This window comes from Corynebacterium halotolerans, assembly GCF_050107895.1.
GTDB lineage: Bacteria > Actinomycetota > Actinomycetes > Mycobacteriales > Mycobacteriaceae > Corynebacterium > Corynebacterium halotolerans_B.
In genome coordinates this window covers 1-255 of the sequence record NZ_JBNILW010000065.1, presented here as the reverse complement: position 1 = coordinate 255, position 255 = coordinate 1, and the positions used below count along the sequence as shown (strand labels likewise).

The following is a 255-nucleotide window of genomic DNA, read 5'->3' as shown; positions in this document are numbered from 1 at the left end:
CCGGGGAACGGGGTCACCTTCTGTAACGCACCCAGACACGCAAAAAGAGGTGCACGCAGTCGCCTACCGCGACCACGCACACCCCCAACAGCAGTCTGGCCCCCGTGGCCCCCACCACAACGCGGGGACCACGAGGGCCAGACACATGAAGTTAAAAGGTTGGCGGCAACCTACTCTCCCACACCCTCCCAGGTGCAGTACCATCAGCGCAAACAGGCTTAGCTTCCGGGTTCGGAACGGGACCGGGCGTGACCC

General features: G+C 63.9%; 1 rRNA gene. It reads right to left on the bottom strand.

The features are described from left to right. Window positions 1–157 precede the first annotated feature (157 nt). Window positions 158–255, bottom strand: a 5S ribosomal RNA gene (rrf, locus tag ACQCVD_RS15575); the annotation flags it as partial.